This window comes from Adlercreutzia sp. DFI.6.23 (assembly GCF_024462535.1).
GTDB classification, from domain to species: Bacteria; Actinomycetota; Coriobacteriia; order Coriobacteriales; family Eggerthellaceae; genus Adlercreutzia; species Adlercreutzia rubneri.
This window is the reverse complement of the sequence record NZ_JANGBP010000571.1, coordinates 1-298: the sequence shown is the minus strand read 5'-3', so window position 1 is coordinate 298 and position 298 is coordinate 1. Positions and strand designations below refer to the sequence as shown.

The window sequence follows — 298 nt, the reverse complement described above, 5'->3', positions numbered from 1 at the left end:
GCAACGACCCCAAGGAGGGAAACATGGAGAACATGGATCGACGGACGTTCCTCATGGGCGGGGCCGGCCTGGCGGCGGGCGCCGCACTTCTGGGCGCCGCCGGCTGCGCCCCGTCGACTCCGGCAGCCAACGACGCGCTCGCCAGCACGGCGGCCGGCGAGCTGCCGGCCGACCACACGGAGAGCGACTACGAGTTCAGCATCGTGGAACGCGAGCCCAGTACGGAATTTGCCGCCGAGGAAACCTACGACATCGTCGTAGTAGGCGCGGGCTGTGCCGGCGTGCCCGCCGTGCTCAC

General features: G+C 70.1%; 1 pseudogene. It reads left to right on the top strand.

The window, feature by feature from the left end:
- Positions 1 to 23 precede the first annotated feature (23 nt).
- Positions 24 to 298, top strand: a pseudogene (locus NE591_RS14635) (FAD-binding dehydrogenase); the annotation flags it as partial.